The sequence below is a fragment of the Dongia rigui genome (assembly GCF_034044635.1).
Lineage (GTDB): Bacteria > Pseudomonadota > Alphaproteobacteria > Dongiales > Dongiaceae > Dongia > Dongia rigui.
In genome coordinates this window covers 505,966-523,291 of record NZ_JAXCLX010000001.1, presented here as the reverse complement: position 1 = coordinate 523,291, position 17,326 = coordinate 505,966, and the positions used below count along the sequence as shown (strand labels likewise).

The window sequence follows — 17,326 nt, the reverse complement described above, 5'->3', positions numbered from 1 at the left end:
TAACGAAGCCTGTTTGGTGTAACTGTGCTGGCGCGGAGCTCCCACCCGCGCCAGCATCTCCTTGCACCCGCCCTCAAGCTCCATCACACTGACGTCACGCGATTGCCCGGGGGCGATGCTGCAATGGCCGATGCGTTTCTGCAACTGACGCAGATCTCCAAATCTTATCCAGGCGTGCAGGCGCTCGAAGACGTTTCGCTTGCCGTGGCGCCGGGCGAGGTGATTGGCCTGGTCGGCGAGAATGGTGCCGGCAAATCGACCCTGATGAAGATATTGGGGGGTGTCGTCGCCCCCAGCGCCGGCACGATCCATGTCGATGGGGTTGAAAAGGCGGCACTTACCGTGCCGGAAGCCATTGCCGCCGGTATCGCTTTCGTGCACCAGGAACTCAACCTCTTTGAGAACCTCGACGCGGCCGCCAATGTCTTCATCGGCCGCGAGCCGCTGAGAGCCGGGCCGCTGAAACTGGTCGATTCGCGTGCCCTCTATGCCGGCGTGAAACCCTATTTCGAGCGTCTCAACGTCGATTTCAAACCAACCACGCCGGTGGCCGACCTGTCCATCGGCCAGCGCCAGTTGCTTGAGATCGTGAAGGCACTGTCGCTCAACGCCCGCCTGATCATCATGGATGAGCCGACCTCCAGCTTGACGCTGTCTGAGACCGAACGGCTCCTCGCCATCGTCGCCGATCTCAAGGCCAAGGGCGTCAGCATCATCTTCATTACCCACCGCCTCAATGAGCTCACCGCCTGCGCCGACCGCGTGGTGGTTTTGCGCGACGGCCGGGTGGTGGGGCATCTCCCGAAGGAGAAGATCACGCATGGCGAAATGATTCGGCTGATGATCGGCCGCGATCTCAAATCGCTTTACCAACCGCCGGCAGCACCGCCGGGCGAAACGGTTCTGGAGGTCCGCGACCTGCGCACCCCGACGCATCCCGCTCACACCGTCTCACTGGCCGTGCGCAAAGGCGAGATCCTGGGACTTGCCGGGCTGATCGGTGCCGGCCGTACGGAATTGGCGCGCAGCATCTTCGGGATCGACAAAATTCTGGGTGGGACAATCCTGCTCGCTGGCAAGGAAGTAACGCTGGCGACACCACAGGCAGCGATCGGGGCGGGCATATTTCTCGTGCCCGAAGATCGCAAAAAGTCCGGCCTGTTGCTCGATGTCTCGATCGCCGAGAACATCGCCTTGCCTGACCTCAAAGCTTACGCCAGCAATGGATTGGTGGCAGCCGATCGCATTCGCGCCAGCGCCGAGACGCAAAAGACCAATCTCGATATACGCGCTCCGAATACCGAAACCATTGCCGGGTCGCTGTCCGGCGGCAACCAGCAGAAGGTGGTACTGGCGAAGTGGCTGGCCATGAAGCCGAAGCTCCTCATCTGCGACGAGCCGACCCGTGGTGTCGATGTCGGCGCCAAGACGGATCTTTACCAGATGCTGCGCGCTCTTGCCGATGCCGGTGTCGCGATCCTCATGATCTCCAGCGACATGGAGGAGGTGATTGGCGTCAGCGACCGGATCGCCGTGATGCATGAAGGGCGCATCAGCGGCTTCCTTGAGCGTGCGGAATTCAGCGAAACCAACGTCCTGCATCTCGCGGTGGGGCAGGGCATATCCGGGCACGGCTCGAACGGGGTAGGGACCAACCACGCATGATCAAGAAAGATATCGGCCTCTTTATCCTCATCCTGGTGGTCGGGACCGTCGTTGCCATCATCAATCCGCTATTTTTGTCGCCGATTAATCTCGGCAACACAGCCAATCTGGTAGGGCTCTTCGGCCTCTTTGCCATCGGCCAGGCCTTTGTCATCATCACTGGCGGCATCGAACTGTCGGTGGGGTCGATCATTGCACTACTGGGCGTGCTCTTTGTCGATCTGATGGTGAACCACGGCGTGTCATGGCCGGTGGCGCTCCTCCTCATGCTGGTACTCGGCATGCTGATGGGGTTGATGCATGGTCTCTTCATCACGCGCCTGCATCTGCAGCCCTTCATCGTGACGCTGTGCGGCCTGCTCATCTATCGCGGTGTGGCGCGCTTCTATACCGCCGACGCGACGGCCGGCTTTGCCTTCGGCGACAGCTTCCCCACCTTGGAATGGCTGACCACTGGCCGTTTCTTCGGCGTGCCACATTCTTTCATCGCCATGAGCGTGGTGGCAGCCCTCATGTGGGTGGTTCTGCACCGCTCGGTCTTCGGTCGCCATCTTTATGCCGTTGGCAAGAACGAGGAGGCGGCGCGCTATTCCGGCATCGACACCAAGCGCGTGATCGTCGCCGCCTATGTCATCTGCGGCCTGCTCACGGCGATCTCGGCGATCTTCTTTGCCATGTATACGCGCTCGATTTCCCCTTCATCCCACGGCAATTTCTATGAGCTCTACGCGATTGCCGCGGCAGTCCTTGGCGGCTTTTCCTTGCGCGGCGGCGAAGGCTCGATTGTCGGCGTGGTGCTGGGGGCCATTCTGCTGCAGGTGCTGCAGAACCTGGTCAATCTGCTGGGTATCCCCAGTTCTCTCAACTTCGCCGTCATGGGATCTGTCATCTTGATCGGTGTTCTCGCCGACACGCAATTCGCGGAGTTCCGCAAGCGCCGCATCACCGGCAGAGGTGCTGGCTGAGGTTAAATCCCTCATCTCCATCTCGGTATTGAAAGACGCCGCGTCGAATGCTTCGATGGGGTCGAACAAGCCGTGCCGGTCAACCGGCCCTAGCAGGGGAGAGTGAGTGATGGATACGCCGCCGAAGTTTTCCGCCTTCAACCGTATGCAGCAACTGATGTCGACATCACCGGTGCCGTCCATCTCGACGGAGCTTCTGGTGACTGCCGATGGCGAGCTCAACCGCGAACTCAACGCTTTCCTGTTTGATCCCCCCACCGACCCGCACCTCCTTAGAGGCAAGCGCATTGCCATCTGCTGCACCAACGGTGTCGAGGAGGTGGAGATCCTGGGTGCCCATCGCTGGCTCGCCGAGCATGGGGCGACCGTGCATATCGTGGCGCCCCGCATTGGCGATTTCCATCCCACGCTCGGCCTGCGCTTTCCGCCGCAATGCGCCACCCATGTGCTGGCGATCCGTCTCATGGAAAACGCCGGCTGGTTGAAAATCGATCGCTATACCGATGAGGCCAAGGCCGAGGATTACGACGCCATCATCCTGCCCGGTGGGTGCTGGAATCCCGACGCCCTGCGCATGGACCCCCATGCCCGCGACCTCGTGCGGGCCATGTTCGAAGCGAAGAAGCCGACCTGCGCCATCTGCCATGGGCAATGGGTGATGGTCAGTGCCGGGATCCTGAAAGGCCGCCGTGCGACCGCTGTCTGGAACATCCAGATCGATCTGCAGAATGCCGGCGCAACCGTTCCCGACGAGCCTTGCGTGGTCGACGGCAACCTCATTACGGCACGCTTCCCCTATGACCTGCCGCGCATGGTGAAGGCCATGGTCCAGCAGCTGATACCGGAGAAGCGATAGGCAAGTTGCAGGACACTACTGGAGCACCCGGCGGCAGCACTATGCGCTGACGCTCTCTGACAATCTCAGCCGGAAACGATGTTGATCTTCCCGTTTCTGAGTTCGGCGACCCGTGACGGCCCACCATGTTCCGGCTCAACCCGGAAGACTTTGACAGGTGTCGCTGCAGTGCTGGCGTTGGCGGGTGCCGCCTCACTGTCCTTGGCGGTACCCAGGAATTTTCGTCGCAACGTGTCGACGTCAACGCCAGGCTGCGTATCAACACTAGGTCCTGTGGCGGCCATGGCATCCCTGTCGCTTTCACCGCTCGCGAGCTTCCAGCCCGGCATCTGCGTACGTACCTTTACCTCCAGGGAGTCGTTATCGGCCGTATCTTGGGGGCCATCAGAATCGCCTCTACCGGAGACACGTCTCGCCATCGCATCCTCCTGAAACTTAAGTATTGCCCTGCGTTACCAGCCCAAACCCAGGCACGTGAATTGTGTCCGGTTTTTTAGCCGTCGGGCAAGATTGTTTGGCTCCATCGTCGCGGCACTGGTGGCGATCTGGCTGCCATACTCCGCCTTCGCTTTGTGCAAGGCAATAGCCGGTGCATAGCCGGCCTGCGGCAAGGATTTCCAGAAGGCCTGATGCATCGCCGATGCATAGTTGACCCGAGGATCCGGATCGCTGCCGGAATAATGCGATCCGGTACAGCCGACAAATCCGGCGGCACCCGCTTTCAGGTACGAAAGGGCGATCGAGCGTTCCGCAACGCGCGGTGCCAGCGCCGCTGCACCGGCATCGCGTGCCCGCTGGCTGACGGTGAGGGCGCCCCAGCAACAGCCGGAAAAGGCGATCCCGGCGAAATCCGTCGGCACATTTGTCACCGAGAAGGCATCTGTGTAATCGACGCCATTCGCCCTCTCGCCGAGGAACATGCGACCATCGCGCCAGTCGCCGTGGAGCATGAAATAGTGCAGCGCTGCTGTGGTGGTCTCTGTCGTCTTCACATTGTGGCACAGAAACTTCTCGCTAACCGCGAATGGACGCTGCCCGCTGATCGACTTCCAGACCGCGTCGGCGAAGGGCCGCGCATAGTTGCGAACCCCGAAGCGTTCGATTGGTGCAGCACCTGCCGGTCGTGCGCTGAGCGCCCGCAGAAAAAGCGTTGCATCGCGACCATCCGGGATACGGGATACAGGTCGTTCTGCCAAATGATCCCCGTCGCGATCGCCATAGGGTTCATCCGACCAGACGATATAGTGATCATCGTCGGCTTCCACCGCGCCTGGCCCCAGCGTGTTGCGAAGTCGCTGGTCCAGCACATCCACGGCCGTTGGCGGCACGACATCGTAGCCGCCGAGAAGAACGATGCCGACGAGCTGCGAATCATTTTGCAAGCGCGTCCTGACGATCTGTGCTGCCGCTGCTGCATTGCCATCGACCTCGCAAATCGGGTGGTTGGCCGCGCGTACGGCGTCGAGCGCGGCGCTGGCCTCGCGCGTCCCGATGTTCCTGCTCAGCCGTTCCGAATTGGTCACGAACAACAGATTGGGCAGGGACCGGCCAGATGCCAGAACGACGGTCGGCACCGCGCCGATGGCTGGTTGCCGGCGATCATTGCGAAGACTTCCCGTATTCTCGCTGCCGCGGCGTGGCACAGTCTGCTCGGCTCCCGTGGTCGGTCGGCCGGATCGGTTGTCGAGCCCGTTGCGCACGACGATGTCGATACCGCCCACTGTCATGTCGATGGCGCTGGCGGGCAGATTGACGATGATCACTTGGGGCGCGGCCTGATTGACCGTCGCACTGACGACCGCTTGGACAGACGTGGCTGAAGATGTGGTCGCGATCTCACCAATCTCGTCCTGCCCATTGGGTGTGAAATCGTTTAATCGTCCGCGCGCCTTTTCGATCGCCTCGTCCGGCTCCAGATGGGGCCGTACCGCGATATGGCCGTTTCGGTCCGTTCGGGCGAAACGGATCTGGCGGCTGCGGCGCTTCAGCATCTGCAATACACCTGGATATGGATGCGATGCGTCGTTTATGCCGCCGCTATGTATGATGATCGGTGGCTCGCCGAGCGCGCTCAACCAGTCGTCATCCTGCCCATTATGGCTGGAATGATGTGTTGTCTTCAGAACCTTGTAGGGGCCGGCGGCGATAACGCGTTCCCGCAGCTCACGCACTTCGTCGTCAGCATCCTTGACCCCGGGTTCCGCGAATTGCATGTCGCCGGCAAGCAATACGCGCGCATTCTTTGGCCCGAAGGCAAAGGTGATGCTTTGGCAGTTCATGCCATTGCCCCGCGGATTGCGGCGGCCGTCGCGCTGCAGCTCCTGCTCGACTGCGGCGCGGTACATGGCGACCGGGTCGGTAATACGGTCGACCCGCATGACCTGGTCGGCGACGACGGCCGCATCCTTATTGGTATTGCTGATCTGCTCGGCACAGAATAACAATTGTGCCTCGGATGGCCCCAGCAGGGTTGCGCCCGTCGGCCGCAACAGGTCAACCAATTCATCGCGCAGTTTCTTTCCGCGATAGAATTCGACCTTCGTCCCGCGCTGCTTCAGATTCTCGATCATGTCCGCATAGCGGCCTTCGACCGTTGCTGCAGCATCGAGGAAATCGGCCAGCGCGGCGTCGTCGAGGTCGCTTGCATCTTCCTCGCGCAATGCGGTCGCCAAGCGATAGGCTGGATCGTTGACGGCGTCAGTCGGCGCATCATCGTCCGACGTTCTACCGAAGCCCAATTGCGGATCGGTAATCAGGGCCCAATCAGCGTCAATGACTTCATTGGCGACGAGATCGGGCAAGCAGCCGATATGGTCATTGTGGCCGTGCGTCACCACAAGAAGGCTGATATGGTGCGGCGCTTCTTCCTGCAGGATTTCAGCCAACTGATCGGGAATGGATGGTCGGCCATTACGCCCCACGACATCGCCGCGATGGCTGCCGTCGATCAATACGCGGGTCTTGCCGAAGATGACAAGCGTACACTCGCCATACTTCTCATCCCCAACATCGAGGAAATGGTAGGTCCCGTTACGGGTGGCGTCCGGCAAATGGCTATCTACGTCAGCAAGCGTCGGTCCCGGGCACATAGTGTCCTCCCTGGAAGCTGCTTCAGATCGAGTGCTACGCGGCGAATTTGGGTGTTTGCGTGCAGACCATATGCCTCCAGCCAGACTCCATTCAATAGAATAATAGTTAATGACTACATTTAAAAATAGCGTCAATCGATAACGAGGTACTGCAACTGTCACAGATGTCCTGTAGTGGCGTTTGCCTCGTTTAGTACTTCCCTAAGTGACAATACATGCCGTTGTGAACCAGTTTGCCGGTGGCTCTTTCTCCTTTTCTGAGCAGAGGATAAGTGATTTTCTGGCGCCGCTTTCATCAACATCAACTTGTTGTGGACAGGGGATGCCATGCATTGGCAGCGCGAGATCTGGCGGCGACGGCAGGCGGCAGTCCTGCTGTCATTGTTGCTCGCCGCGTGTTCCACCGCCGATTACCAGAAGCCGATCGATGATTTTGCGGCGGCGACGACCGATGCTAACGCTTCGCTGGCACAGCTGAACGATCAGGTCACCGATGCCTATAAGGCGGTGCTCGATCGCAGCGTCATCGAGGGCAAGATGTTCATCAAGATGGCAGATGCCAACTGCCAAACTACGTCGGAACGATGCCAGCTTATCGTCCTCGCGGATGAGGGCGATGAGGGGGAGCCATATCCCCCGCAGCCGCCGTTGACGGACATGACCTTGGTCATGTCCGGCATCGCGAGCTACGCACAGAATTTGAAGGATCTTTTGGCGGCTGATACAGCGAGCCAAGTCGAGACGCAGGTGAATGCGACGTTGGCGAGCGTGCAGAACCTGGCCGCGACTGTTGCCACAGCAGAGGGGCGGCCGGCCGGATCCGTGCCGGCCTTTGCGACACCGGTCGGCGCCGCCGTCAACTGGGTCGTCGGCAAATATGTCGACCACGTAAAGGAAGACGGCCTGCAGGAGGCAACGGCCGCCGCCAAGCCGGTGATCCGGCAGGCGGCCGATCGCTTCGCGATGACGGCGACATTCGTGTCCGACGTGCCGCGCTCCGAACTCGCCGAGGATGTCTCAAAGGCGCTCGATGATTTTCGCGCCAACGGGAATGCCTCAACGCTGTCCGCCTTGGCATCGAGTGCTGCGCGCTACGACCAGCTGCTGGTCTCCGCACCACCGCAATTGTTCGAGCGCTTGGGGGTTGCGCATGATGCCCTAGCCGATGCGTTGCAGGACCAGGGCGTGACGGCGGCCGATGCCATGGCGCAGATTGAGGCCTTTGCGGCTGAGGCCCAGAAGCTGGCAAAGATCATCAAGGATATCAAAGCTGTCGGCGGGGAGGGCTAGATCATGGCGACAGAACAGCTTTCCGCGGCAGACGTCATCGCTTCTGCCAATGCCGCGCGACAGAACCTCGCCAATCTCGAACGCGAGCTGCAGGACGAGATCGACGTGATCGATTTCACCGCCTTCAAGGCCAAGCGTCAGCTCACCGCCGAGGAGAATACGCGTCGCCGGGAACGGCGCGCCACGCAAGCTGAGGTGCGCGAGGGTTTTCGAGTTCTGGCTTTCGTCACCGCCCGCCGCCTCGACGAGACCGCGGAGGTAAAGAAGCTTCTGCGCGACATCACCACGATCAATGATGGCCTGCAGGACGATCTCGCCAAGCTGAAAAAGCTCGAGAACTACGCCAAGGTTGCCGCCAAGGTCGCGGACACGCTCGCAAAGGCGGCCGAAAGGCTCGCCCAGGCGGCAGCAAAGGCCCTCTTGTAAACTGACGTCATAGCCTCGGCGCCGACTTACCGGCACTGGCCGTCAGAATCTCGTTCAGTCGATCTTTAGGCTATCTATCGCCCGTGACTTTCTTCACGCGCCCGCGCTTCAGTGTTTCGCGCACTTTCTCGAATTCCTCGAAATAGTCACCGTACTCGACCATCTCCCGAAAATTATCCTCGGCCTTGCGCCCAAGTTTCGTGGCGACCGAGTTAATGAGTAGGTTGACAATCACGCTGATGCTGGCTGAGGAATCCCAGAAAGTCTTCACATAAGTATGACCTTCGAGCACCAAATCGGTGAAGTCGTGCGCCCAGTGACTGAACATGTCGGTGACGATGACGATTGGCAGCTTCTTTTCCTGGGCCTTGCGCGCGAGCATCATCGATTTCCGCGCATAGGCGATCGTATCGAAGAGTACCAGGCAGCTTTCCTTCGCGGGCGCTTGCAAAACCTCCGAGAAGGTACCTGCGGTGCCCTCGGCAAAATGAACGCCGGGGCGCGCGTATTTCAGCCGATTGGCAAAGTCCAATGCCAATCCCTTGCTGGCCTGGAAACCGCAGACAAAGACGGTTCTGCGCGTTGCCAGCAGGTCGACAGCACCGGCCCATTCTTTGGTCCCAGTCAATTCATATGCCTTGACGACGGCCTTCAGTTCCAGTTTGAGGCTTTCGGCCAACCCGTCATGGTGAACCTGGAATCGCTCCATGGCGTTGTCGACGTCCGGATGATCGCCACTGATCTTACCGCGGGTCGCATTCTTAAGGTCACGAAGATTGCGATAACCGAGTGAGCGAATGAACCGGATAACACTCATCTCGCTGACCCCGACGCGATCAGCAATGGACAAACCGGTCTCGAAAGCAATCGCATGGGGGCGCCTGTGTGCAAGATCCGGCGACAGCTCGACCATTTCCAGCAATTCCGCAGCCTTGTGGCGGGCTGCCGCTGGCTTGAACAGGCCATGTCGGATCATGGGCTCGGCAATGGTTTCGCCAATGGGCAGTCGCGGATTGAGCGAATCATAGGGACTCTGGAAGATCATCTGCACCGAGCGCCGAAAGCGCCGCAGAGCGTCGCCACTGAGCGCCGTCACGTCTTGGCCGTTGCATTGGAGCGTGCCACCGGACGGCCTTACCAGCCCAATGATCGCACGGGCGATCGTGCTCTTGCCCGAACCGCTTTCGCCGACGATGGCAAAGCTCTCTCCAGCCCGTACCTCAAAGGTGACATTGTCGACCGCGCGGAAGGACCGGTCGCCCCGCGAGAAAAGTTCGCCGATCCTTGTCGGCCGGGGAAAGCTGACGACAAGTTCGCGAACTCTGAGCAGGGCCGGGGCGGAAGAGGATGTGGTGCGGGGCGCAGCCGGCGCCCAGCGACCAGGTTGAGAGGCGATCAGGAGCCGCGTGTATTCATGTTTGGGATCAGCGACGACAGCTACCGACGCCCCGTTCTTGCCTTCGCAGCTGCGCCGGCTCGCCAAGCGAGCCTCCATCGGGATCGGCCGCAATGGGACGCCCGGCGGGAACAATTCCGGCGACATCTTCCTCGCCATTAGCACGGCAAACGACCGGACACGTCAGGCCAGCATGACACCAATCCAGAATATGGAATTCATTGCCGACGAGGGCTGCGATGCCTTCTATCTGGCAGCCGTGGAGGCCATTGAGGAAGCAGTGGTGAACGCCCTGGTGGCGGCTGAGGACATGGCGACGTTCAAACCGTCAGGGAGATTGTGCAAGGCAATTGATCACACTGAACTGGCGCGGCTCTTCCGGAAGGTTAGCGCTCTCAATGAGTTCATGACCTAAGAGAAGCTGCGACTGACCAGTACTTTAAGATTGTCGCCTCGCCGATGTCACGACCATCGGCGAGGCATCATCGCCAGTTGTTTGATTCAGTTCTTGTCCGACAATCCGAACAATTCGGCTTTGGACAAGAATGACGAACCTATTGCTGCACGCGCGGTATGCGGCGGAGCATGCGGTAATAAAGCGGCTGGTTGTCCGGCGTCGTCAGTGTCATCAGCACGTCGCCGGGCAAGGCCTGCATGCCCAGCATCAGCCCGGCATTGGTGACGGTATAGACCCGCCAGGTCTGCGTCCCTTGCGCCGACCAGCCGGTGACGGCCACGGGTGTCACTGACATGACGCCGCCTGCCATGCGGTAGGTGTCGTACATCGGCGCCTGTGCCCAGGCATCCGCCAGAATCTGGTCGTTGACCGGCACCTTGGGCGCCTCCGCCCGCGTCACCAGGCCAATGCGGCCCACGCCGGTCCCGTCCATCGGGCTGATGATGAACCATTGCCAGGGATTGCTGAAGGAAGAGGTCGGGCGCGATGGCTGCACGAAGGCCGGCGGCAATTGGACCATCTGCCAGGACCCAATCAAGTCATTGGGTTGGGCCACATTCATCCGGGCGGGGGGCAAGGGGGCTGCCGGCGTGGCGACGGGGGCCACCGGCTGCACCGGTTCGCTCGCACCGCCGCTCCAGGGCTGGCAGCCTGTAACGACTGAGGCGCCCATCATAACTGAGATGAGCAGGCCGCGTATCTTCATGATCAAATCTCCCCCGATCGCTGCCCGCCAGCCGGGCCCGGTCTGGGGGCAGTTTAGCGAGCGAAATCCGGACTGAGAAGCATTCTGCGACCGATTCGGGCCCCCCAAGGCGCAAATTTCGTGTCGAATCAGGCCCTTTTTTGCCCCCGGCAGGGTCCGCTCCTGTACGATCATGCGGCGTGAAGCAGTTCACAGCCGCCGGCTCCGGGGGAGGCCACATGATTGTCGTCATGTCGCTTGAGGCCGACGGGGAACCTACCTAGCCTGCTGCCCCGAAGACCGGCGGCCAGTCAAAGGAGATTAAGGATGCCACTTTCGAAACGCGATTTTCTGCTCGCCTTGCCCGCCTCGTTGGCGGCCGGTTGGCTCCTGACCCGCCCCGGCTTTGCGGCGGAAGGGACGGCGGGCAAACTCTCGCGCCTGGCCGGCCCGGTCACGATCATCCGCAGCGGGGTGGAGAGTGCGGCCGCGCCCGGGCAGGACGTGCTGGTCAGCGACAGCATCCGCGCCGGTGCCGACGCACGGGCCGAAGTCACCTTCTCTGACGGATCGGTACTGACCGTCGGCCCGGGCAGCGAGGTGGCGATCGCCTTCTTTGCACCCGAGGCGCAGGAATCCTCGGCGGTGCTCGACGTCATCGCCGGCATCGCCCGGGTCACGGTCAACAAGGCCACCTCCTGGGGCCGCTTCGATGTCCGCACGACCACGGCGGTGGCCTCGGTCCGCGGCACGGATTACCTGGTCGAGAATACCGGCGCCAAGACGGCGGTCTTCGTGGCCGAGGGGCGCGTCGCGGTTTCAAGCCGTGCCGGCAGCGGCACCGTGGTGTTGCGCCAGGGCCAGGGTGTCGACGTGACGGCTGAGAAGGGCCCGCTCACGGTGAAAACCTGGGGGGCCAAACGGCGCGACGAGGCACTGGCCCGCGTGACCATTCCCTAACGTGGCGCCACCAAACGACAACGGTATGCGGAAAGCAAAGCGAGGCTGGGTGAGCCTCGCTTTGGTGCTTCTCCTCGGCGTGGCGATCGGCTGGCTGCATCTTTCCAGCGATCCTTGGCTGGAAGGGGTCGACCAGGGTGCTGCGCTCGATTGGCGCTTCCGCCTGCGCGGGCCGGCCGAGCCACCGGTCGACATCGCGATTATCGTGGTCGACGACCGGTCGCTGGCCCAGATCGGCCAATGGCCCTGGCCGCGCGCCAAGCTTGCCGAGATTGTCGACGTGTTGCGCCTTGCCGGTGCCAAGAGCATCGGCTTCGACATCCTGCTGTCGGAACACGAGATCGACACCGACGGTGCCGGCGACCGGGTGTTGGCCGACGCCTTGCAACGTCAAGGCCATGCCGTGATCGCCACCGCTTTGCTGTTCAACGACGGCTCGCCCAGCGCCGGCAAGGTTGAGGAGGTGGGGCAGATCGCCATCGGCAACATCGTCAACCAGCAGATGGGACCCGGCCACGTCATCACGGCCGACGAGATCCTGCGGCCATTGCCGGCATTTGAAAACGTGGCGGCGGTCGGCCACGTCAATCAGCAATCCTCCGAGATTGGCCAGACCCGCACGCAATATCCAGCCATCGCTTACGCTGGGGCGCTGATCCCGTCCTTCCCGTTATTGCTCGCCGCCCGCCAGCAGGATCTGCCGCTGAGCGCCATCGGCTTTGATTATGCCGGTCGGCTGATTTTTGGTACGCAGAAATTGCCGCTCGATGACCGCTACGGAATGGGCCTCAATTATCTTGGACCTACCGGCACCTTTCGTACCTATTCGGCGATGGATCTCCTGGAACGGCGCATTCCACCGCCGCTGCTCAAGGATCGCGCGGTGCTGGTCGGCGTTTCAGCGACATCGCTCGGCGACAATTTCACGACGCCTTATTCTCTCGACCTGCCTGGGGTCGAGGTTCTCGCCACGGCCACGGACAATCTGATGCGTGGATCGGGGTTGATCCGCACGCCTGAACAGCGCGTCTTGGAAGCCATCGCCATCATTGCGCTGGCCCTGTCCTCCTGGCGGCTCGGTATCCGTGCCCAGCGCCTGGTCTGGGGGCTCTTCAACAATCTCGCCTTGCTGATCGCGTGGCTGGTTTTTGCGCAACTGATGTTCTCTCACGCCAATCGGCTGGTGGCGATGAGCGGGCCGATGGCCGCGATCATCGCGGGCGGGGCGCTAGGGCTTCTGGCCCGCCTGGTGCTGGAACGGCGCCTGCGTAACGAAGCGGAACGTCATCGCGGCAACTTGGCGCGCTACGTGCCGCCCAGCCTGGCCGAAACGCTGGCCGAGCGCGCGACCCCGGCCTTTGATGCACGCGAACAATTGGCCGCGGTGATGTTCGTCGATCTGCAGGGCTTCACCCATGCCAGCGAGGAACGATCGCCCGCCGACACGGCGCAGTTCCTCAAATCCTTCCACGCGCAGATCGAGGATGTGGTCGCCGCGCATGGCGGCATCGTCGCCCAGTTTCTGGGTGACGGCGCATTGATGCTTTGGGGACTGCCGCAACCGCGTGAAGATGACCCAGTGCGCGCCTTGGCCTGCGCCCGCGATATGCTGCTGCGGCTGCGGCGCTGGCATCCCGAGAACCCGGCACGGGCCGGCTTGCATTTCGGCCCCGTCGCGATGGCGCAACTGGGTGGGCGTCATCAGGCGCAATTGGCGGCGGCGGGCGATACGGTGAATGTCGCCAGCCGGTTGGAAGCGGCGGCGAAAGCAACCGGCACGGTTCTGGTCATATCCGACGATATGGTCAGCGCCATCCGCGCCTTGGGGCGCGAAGATCTTATCAGCGGTCTGGTGGCGCGGCCGGAGCAGCCGGTGCGCGGGCGCGATAAGCCGATCAGCTATTGGTCGGCGGCAAGCTGTGCCGATCTGGCGTGATGGCGATGCCCCGGACAATTTCCTGGCGCCGGTTATGGCCGCTGCTGATCCTGGCGGCAGGCGCGGTCCTGTTCCTGGCGCTGGGCGGGACCGATTGGCTGAGCCTTGAGACACTGCGCGCGCGCCATGCCGGACTCGCGGCCTTCGTCGACGCACATTATGTGCAGGCGGCGCTGCTCTATGTGCTGATCTATCTGGTGACCGTCGCCCTGTCCGTCCCGGGCGGAACCGTGCTGACCTTGGTCGGCGGCTTCCTGTTTGGCGTCTTCGCCGCCACATGCTACATCCTTGTGGCAGCTACGGCGGGGGCTGTGATCGTCTTTTTGATCGCGCGCTCGTCTCTGGGCGAGCCTTTGCGGCGGCGGGCGGGGCCCTGGTTTTCGAAGCTCGCTGCAGGGTTCGCGCGCGATATGTGGAGTTACATGTTGATCCTGCGCCTGGTGCCGCTTTTTCCCTTCTTCGTGGTCAATCTGGTGCCGGCATTCCTCGGCGTATCGCTGACCTGTTTTGCCGTCACGACCTTCATTGGCATTCTGCCGGCGGTCCTGGTCTATACCTCCCTCGGCAGCGGGCTGGGAACGGCGCTGGCCAGCGGCGGCGACCTCGCTGTCGCCGTCTCGCCGCAGATCATCTTAGGCCTGCTGGGCCTTGCGCTTCTGGCGGCCCTGCCGGTTCTCTATCGGCGTCGCAACGGACGCGGTGCGTCCCATGACTGAGATGCCGACCCTTACCCCCGACATCTGCGTCATCGGTGCCGGTTCCGGTGGCCTGACCGTGGCGGCAGGTGCAGCACAGCTCGGCGCCAGCGTCGTGCTGGTCGAAGAAGGCGAGATGGGCGGCGACTGCCTCAATTCCGGCTGCGTGCCGTCAAAAGCTCTGTTGGCGGCTGCTCACCAAGCGGCCACCGTATCGCAGGCGAAGAAATTTGGCGTCAGCTTCCGCGCACCCACGATCAACCGCGCCAATGTCGCCAAGCACATCGCCGGTGTCATCGCTGGCATCGCACCGCATGATTCAGTCGAGCGTTTCGAAGGACTTGGCGTGACCGTTATCCGTGGACGCGGGGTGTTCGCTGCACCCGACGCTGTCATCGCGAATGGGCAACGCATCCAGGCTAAACGCTTCGTGATCGCCACCGGGTCGAAGCCCGTTTTGCCGCCGATCGCCGGTCTCGACGGCATCAGGCCCTTCACCAACGAAACGATCTTCGGCGTGACGGAGCCGATCGAGCATTTGCTGGTCATCGGCGGCGGTCCCATCGGTGTCGAGATGGCGCAGGCACAACGGCGCCTGGGTGCCAAGGTGACGTTGGTCGAAATGGCGCGCCTGCTGCCCAAGGATGATCCCGAACTGGTGGGCTTCGTCCGGACGGCGCTTGCGGCGGATGGTGTCGATCTCAAGGAAGGCACCAACATCATCCGCCTGGAACGGAACGACGACGGCATTGCCGCTCACCTGGCCAACAATGAAGGTACGACGGAGGAGATCGCCGTCAGCCACGTGCTGGTGGCTGTGGGCCGCCGTCCCAACACGGATGGCATCGGTCTGGAGCGCGCTGCTGTTACGCTGAAGGGCAGTACGATCCAGGTCGATCAGCGCTTGCGCACCAGCAACCCCCGCATCTATGCCATCGGCGATTGCGCAGGTGGTCCTGCGTTCACGCATGTTGCCGGCTACCACGGTGGCATCGTGCTGCGGAACATCCTGTTCCGCCTGCGCGCCAAGGTGAACCCGGATCTCATTCCCTGGGTGACGTTCACCGAGCCGGAACTGGCCTATGTCGGGTTGCTGGAGACGGCGGCACGGGCGCGGTTCAAAGACGTGCGGACCGAAACCCTCGATTTTGACACCAATGACCGGGCCCGCACCGAACGCCGCGACGCAGGGCGAATCAAGATCGTGCTGCGTGCTGGCGGCCAGATCCTGGGCGTCGGCATTGTCGGCCCGCAGGCCGGTGAATTGCTGGCACCCTGGTGCCTTGCGATCGCCCGCGGGCTCAAGCTCTCGGCCATGGCGGGCCTGTTGCTGCCCTATCCGACCTTGTCCGAGATATCGAAACGTGTTGCTGGAAACTACTACGCGCCGCGGCTGTTCAGCGTCGGCGTGCGGGCCCTCGTCCGCGGACTAATGAAGCTGCCATGACGGATGCCGACGTCAAGCTGCCGACCTTTGGGCGTGGCCTTTCGGCCCGGGTGTTGGTGCTGACGATTCTCTTCGTGCTGGTCAGCGAGGTCCTGATCTATGCGCCCTCGATCGCGCGCTTTCGCCTCGATTGGCTGGAAGAAAAACTCAACACCGCGCATCTCGCCATCCTCGCCTTGGAAGCGACGCCGGACTACATGATCGATCCGGAGCTGGAAGTGCGCCTCCTCAACCATGTGGGCGCCCGCATCATCGCGCTCCGCACCGGTGACGGAAAGAACCTGATCCTGCGTGGCTCGACGCCCTCGCTGCTGGTCGATGTTACCGTCGATCTCGGCGATCGCGGCTTTTTGCCCTTGCTCGAGGACGGCTTCGAAACCCTGTGGCAAGGCCGCAACCGCGTCATGCGTGTCAAAGGCTATTCGCCCCGTGCCGCCGATGTCGTCGTCGACGTGGTGTTCGATGAATGGCCGTTGCGCCAGGCGATGATCGCCTATTCCTGGCGTGTGCTGGGCTTCTCCATCGTCATCTCGCTGATCACGGCGGCGTTGCTGTTCGGTGCGCTGCAATGGCTGATCATCCGGCCGATGCGGCGTTTGACAGGTGGCATGGTGGCCTTCCGCCAGGATCCCGAGGCCGAGCGTGGCGATTTCGGCGAGACTGCCCGCGGCGATGAGATTGGCGTGGCTGAGCGCGAATTCGGCGTGATGCAGGACCGCGTGCGACAGGCCTTGCAGCAGCGCGCGCGCCTTGCGGCCCTAGGCACGGCGGTCACCAAGATCAACCACGATCTGCGCGGGATTCTTGCCACAGCCCGTCTGGTCACCGACCGGCTCGCCGAAAGTGACAATCCGGAGGTGCGCAAGCTGGCGCCGGCCTTGCTGCGCTCGCTCGACCGCGCGGTCGATCTTTGCTCCGACACGCTCAATTTCACCCGCGAGGGGCCGCCCAAGCCGGAATTCGAACTCTTTGCGCTCAAAGAACTGGTCGATGAAGTGGGCGAGAGCCTCGGCAAGCTGCTGACCGAGGGCAAGGCCTGGATCAGCGATGTGGCCGACCATCAGCAGATCCGTGCCGACCGCGGGCAGGTCTATCGCATCCTGCGCAATCTTGGCGAAAACGCCTTGCAGATGGGCGCGAAGACCGTGACCTTGCGCGCCGTGGAGGTGGCGGGCGTCCTTGAAATCACCATCGCCGATGACGGGCCGGGCCTCTCCCGCAAGGCGCTGGAGAATCTGTTCGTGCCGTTCAAGGGCTCGGCCCGGGCGGGCGGCACGGGCCTTGGCCTCGCCATAGCCCGCGAATTGATGCGCGGGCAGGGCGGCGATCTGCGCCTCCTCGAGACCGGCGCCGGCGGCGCCGTGTTCTCGCTTACCCTGCCGGCAGCCGCGCAAGTGAATTGAAAATCGACGCGCGCGCGGCAATACTGCGAACGAATCTCAAACACACTGGGGGATGA

The 17,326-nt window shown here is 62.2% G+C and carries 15 protein-coding genes; 11 read left to right on the top strand and 4 right to left on the bottom strand.

Annotated features, from left to right (window positions below):
• Positions 1–123: 123 nt before the first annotated feature.
• The 3 genes from SMD31_RS02405 (at position 124) to SMD31_RS02395 (ending at position 3,486) form a co-directional block, all read left to right on the top strand.
• The gene (locus tag SMD31_RS02405; protein WP_320499080.1) at positions 124–1,665 is read left to right on the top strand and encodes a sugar ABC transporter ATP-binding protein; all 1,542 of its coding nucleotides are present in this window, start codon (positions 124–126) and stop codon (positions 1,663–1,665) included.
• Positions 1,662–2,630: an ABC transporter permease gene (locus SMD31_RS02400; RefSeq protein WP_320499079.1), complete on the top strand. Its 969-nt coding sequence runs from the start codon at positions 1,662–1,664 to the stop codon at positions 2,628–2,630. Before SMD31_RS02405 ends, SMD31_RS02400 begins: the two co-directional genes overlap by 4 nt.
• Positions 2,631–2,739: 109 nt before the next feature.
• The gene (locus SMD31_RS02395) at positions 2,740–3,486 is read left to right on the top strand and encodes a DJ-1/PfpI family protein (RefSeq protein ID WP_320499078.1); all 747 of its coding nucleotides are present in this window, start codon (positions 2,740–2,742) and stop codon (positions 3,484–3,486) included.
• Positions 3,487–3,551: 65 nt separating this feature from the next.
• Here the strand turns inward: SMD31_RS02395 and SMD31_RS02390 are convergent, their stop codons facing one another.
• Positions 3,552–3,770 (bottom strand): hypothetical protein, encoded by a 219-nt coding sequence (locus tag SMD31_RS02390; protein ID WP_320499077.1) that lies wholly within the window; start codon positions 3,768–3,770, stop codon positions 3,552–3,554.
• 168 nt (positions 3,771–3,938) lie between these two features.
• On the bottom strand, positions 3,939–6,737 hold the full coding sequence (locus tag SMD31_RS02385; protein WP_320499076.1) for a ComEC/Rec2 family competence protein: 2,799 nt from the start codon (positions 6,735–6,737) through the stop codon (positions 3,939–3,941).
• 165 nt (positions 6,738–6,902) lie between these two features.
• Between SMD31_RS02385 and SMD31_RS02380 the strand changes: the two genes are divergently transcribed.
• Positions 6,903–7,865 (top strand): hypothetical protein, encoded by a 963-nt coding sequence (locus SMD31_RS02380; protein ID WP_320499075.1) that lies wholly within the window; start codon positions 6,903–6,905, stop codon positions 7,863–7,865.
• Positions 7,866–7,868: 3 nt separating this feature from the next.
• Complete coding sequence (locus SMD31_RS02375; RefSeq protein WP_320499073.1) at positions 7,869–8,291, top strand: hypothetical protein; 423 nt, start codon at positions 7,869–7,871, stop codon at positions 8,289–8,291.
• 70 nt (positions 8,292–8,361) lie between these two features.
• Here the strand turns inward: SMD31_RS02375 and SMD31_RS02370 are convergent, their stop codons facing one another.
• A complete protein-coding gene (locus SMD31_RS02370) occupies positions 8,362–9,774 on the bottom strand; it encodes an ATP-binding cassette domain-containing protein (protein WP_320499071.1) in 1,413 nt (470 codons plus the stop codon).
• On the opposite strand from SMD31_RS02370, the gene SMD31_RS02365 reads away from it, so the two are divergent.
• Complete coding sequence (locus SMD31_RS02365) at positions 9,746–10,102, top strand: P1 family peptidase (RefSeq protein WP_320499070.1); 357 nt, start codon at positions 9,746–9,748, stop codon at positions 10,100–10,102. The genes SMD31_RS02370 and SMD31_RS02365 overlap by 29 nt on opposite strands.
• A 139-nt stretch (positions 10,103–10,241) precedes the next feature.
• On the opposite strand, the gene SMD31_RS02360 is transcribed toward SMD31_RS02365, so the two are convergent.
• On the bottom strand, positions 10,242–10,850 hold the full coding sequence (locus SMD31_RS02360; RefSeq protein WP_320499069.1) for a hypothetical protein: 609 nt from the start codon (positions 10,848–10,850) through the stop codon (positions 10,242–10,244).
• Positions 10,851–11,156: 306 nt separating this feature from the next.
• Between SMD31_RS02360 and SMD31_RS02355 the strand changes: the two genes are divergently transcribed.
• From SMD31_RS02355 to SMD31_RS02335, 5 genes are read left to right on the top strand one after another with little or no spacing between them, the layout of a single operon-like run.
• Positions 11,157–11,789, top strand: a complete 633-nt coding sequence (locus SMD31_RS02355) for a FecR family protein (protein ID WP_320499068.1) — start codon at positions 11,157–11,159, stop codon at positions 11,787–11,789.
• Between the two features lie 49 nt (positions 11,790–11,838).
• Positions 11,839–13,725 carry a CHASE2 domain-containing protein gene (locus SMD31_RS02350; RefSeq protein ID WP_320499066.1) on the top strand — a complete coding sequence of 629 codons (1,887 nt, stop codon included), beginning with the start codon at positions 11,839–11,841 and terminating at the stop codon, positions 13,723–13,725.
• 5 nt (positions 13,726–13,730) lie between these two features.
• Positions 13,731–14,441, top strand: a complete 711-nt coding sequence (locus tag SMD31_RS02345; RefSeq protein WP_320499065.1) for a TVP38/TMEM64 family protein — start codon at positions 13,731–13,733, stop codon at positions 14,439–14,441.
• Positions 14,434–15,867 (top strand): dihydrolipoyl dehydrogenase family protein, encoded by a 1,434-nt coding sequence (locus SMD31_RS02340; RefSeq protein ID WP_320499063.1) that lies wholly within the window; start codon positions 14,434–14,436, stop codon positions 15,865–15,867. The genes SMD31_RS02345 and SMD31_RS02340 overlap by 8 nt, the downstream gene beginning before the upstream one ends.
• On the top strand, positions 15,864–17,270 hold the full coding sequence (locus SMD31_RS02335) for a sensor histidine kinase (RefSeq protein WP_320499062.1): 1,407 nt from the start codon (positions 15,864–15,866) through the stop codon (positions 17,268–17,270). The genes SMD31_RS02340 and SMD31_RS02335 overlap by 4 nt, the downstream gene beginning before the upstream one ends.
• The last annotated feature ends 56 nt before the right edge of the window (positions 17,271–17,326 follow it).